Raw genomic sequence first — 2307 nt, 5'->3', positions numbered from 1 at the left:
CTGGCAGGATCACCGCATGACCGATCAGCGGCAGGACCCCGGGAACGGCGCGGAGCGGAACGTCCCCGGAGGGGCACTTGAGGGACCGGCGGGGGCGGCGGGGGACGAGGCGGTCCGGGCGGCGTGGGAGGAACTGGTGGAGACCGCCCGCAGGACCGTGCGGGACGGCCTCGTCGTCGGCACCTCGGGCAACGTCTCCGTGCGCGTCGGCGACACGGTCCTGATCACCCCGACCGGAGTCCCCTACGACCGGCTCGGCCCCGGGGACGTGGTCGGCGTCGACCTGTCGGGGCGGCAGGTCATCGGCGGCCTCGCGCCGACCAGCGAGCTCCCCATGCACCTGGCGGTCTACGGCTCCACCGCCGCGCGGGCCGTCGTCCACACCCACGCCGTGCACGCCACGGCCGTCTCCCTGCTCGTCCCCGAGCTCCCGCCGGTCCACTATGTGACGGGCCTGCTCGGCGGCCCGGTCCGCGTCGCCCCCTACGCGCTCTACGGCACCGGGGAACTCGCCCGCGCCATGCTGCACGCCCTGCGCGACCGCACCGGATGCCTGCTCCAGAACCACGGCACGGTCACCTACGGGGACTCCCTGGCCCAGGCCTACGACCGCACCGCCCAGCTCGAATGGATGTGCCGCCTCTGGCTCACCGCCCGCTCGGTCCCCGGCCTGACGCCCTCGCTGCTGACCGAGGAGCAGCTGACGGCGGCGGCGGAGCGGCTGCGCGGATACGGGCAGCCACGGGCCTGAGCCCGGCCCCGCGGCGGCGCGGTCACCCCGGGGGACACCGCCCACTGGCCCCGAGGCCTCCGGGCCCGGACACTGGAGCGGTGCGCCCAGCCAAAGCGACGGCAGCGGCCGTCACCGCAGTCACAGCCGCCCTTGGGACGGCCGCAGCCGCGATCGCGGCCGGCCGGTTCGCGAGCGACGCCGCTCTCCGGGCCCCGGCGGGCAGACCCCTGCCGACGGAGCCCCGGCTCACCGTGCACGCCACGACCCCGGACCGGATCACACTGACCCGCGCCCTCGCGAGCCTGCGGCCCGGCACCTACGGACTGAGCGGCGACGGCGTCCACGCGATCGTCGGCCCCGTCCTGGAATCGGTGCCGCACAACGCCGACACCGTCGTGCGCCGCCTCCAGGCCGTCACCCGGGGCACCCTGCACACCGGGTCCAAGGTCCGGCTCACCCCGCAGGTCCACACCGGCGACCCGCGCACCGCGCTCGGCCTCGACTTCCAGGACGTCGTCGTCCCCGGCGAACTCGGCGGCCTGCCCGCCTGGTTCGTGCCCGGCACCCGCGACACCTGGGTCATCACCGTGCACGGCCTGGGCGCCACCCGCGAACACCCCATGGTCGTCCTCGACTTCCTGCGGCGGCTGCGGCTCCCGGTGCTCGACCTCGCCTACCGGGGCGACCCGGGCGCGCCCCGCTCCCCCGACGGCCTCGGCCACCTCGGCGAGACGGAGTGGCGCGACGTGGACGCCGCCCTCCGCTTCGCCGTGCGCAACGGCGCCCGCCACGTCGTCCTGCACGGCTGGTCCACCGGCGCCACCATGTGCCTGCACGCCGCCGCGCGCTCGGCCCTGCGCGAGTACGTCAGCGGCCTCGTCCTCGACTCGCCCGTGCTCGACTGGGAGACCACCCTGCGCGCCCTCGCCTCCGCCCGGCGCACCCCGGGGCCGCTCCTGCCGCTCGCGGTGCGCGCCGCCCAGGGGCGCACGGGACTCCGCGGCGACCGGGCCCTGGCCGCCGCGGACCCCGGCGCGCTGCGGGTGCCGACGCTCCTGGTGCACGGCCCCGACGACGTCGTCGCGCCCTGGCACCTCTCCCGGCGCCTCGCCGAGCGGCGCCCGGACCTCGTGACGCCGCACGCCGTCGACGGCGCGTCCCACGGCGCCATGTGGAACGCCGACCCGGCGGGCTACGAAGAGGCCCTGCGCCGCTTCCTCGTCCCCCTCATGTGAGGGCGTGGCGCCGGACTCCAAGAGCCTTCCTCGCCATTCCGTTTGGGTTTTCGGACGGTCAACAGGAAGACTGCTCCCGTGACGTCCCGTACCCCGCGCGACTCCAGGCTCCGACTTGTCCGCGCCCCCCACCAGAGGGCCGACCGGCGAGGAGATGCCCAGCGCGATCCAGCGCGACCACTCTCCGCCGCCCCGGGCGCGGTGAGCAACCGACGCACGCGCCGTCCCGCGCCCCGGCCGCCCGAGGGCACGCCACCCCCCTCGGAGCTGGCCCGCGGCGCCCGCGCGGGCCTCGCGGACGCCGTGCGGATCGCCCGCTGGGCCGACGCCGCGCTCCGC

2 protein-coding genes are annotated in these 2307 nt (G+C 76.9%); both read left to right on the top strand.

The features are described 5' to 3' along the window. The first annotated feature begins 16 nt into the window (after window positions 1-16). The gene (locus AB8Z36_RS37630) at window positions 17-751 is read left to right on the top strand and encodes a class II aldolase/adducin family protein (RefSeq protein WP_369217871.1); all 735 of its coding nucleotides are present in this window, start codon (window positions 17-19) and stop codon (window positions 749-751) included. A gap of 80 nt (window positions 752-831) precedes the next feature. Then, on the top strand, window positions 832-1968 hold the full coding sequence (locus AB8Z36_RS37625) for an alpha/beta hydrolase (RefSeq protein WP_369217870.1): 1137 nt from the start codon (window positions 832-834) through the stop codon (window positions 1966-1968). Window positions 1969-2307 lie beyond the last annotated feature (339 nt).

Source organism: Streptomyces flavofungini, from assembly GCF_041028215.1.
Lineage (GTDB): Bacteria > Actinomycetota > Actinomycetes > Streptomycetales > Streptomycetaceae > Streptomyces > Streptomyces flavofungini_B.
This window is presented reverse-complemented; position numbering and strand designations above follow the sequence as displayed.

Bases quoted from the DNA above. Each gene is read 5' to 3' on its own strand.
- AB8Z36_RS37630 (WP_369217871.1), top strand. From the start codon at position 17: ATGACCGATCAGCGGCAGGACCCCGGGAACGGCGCGGAGCGGAACGTC.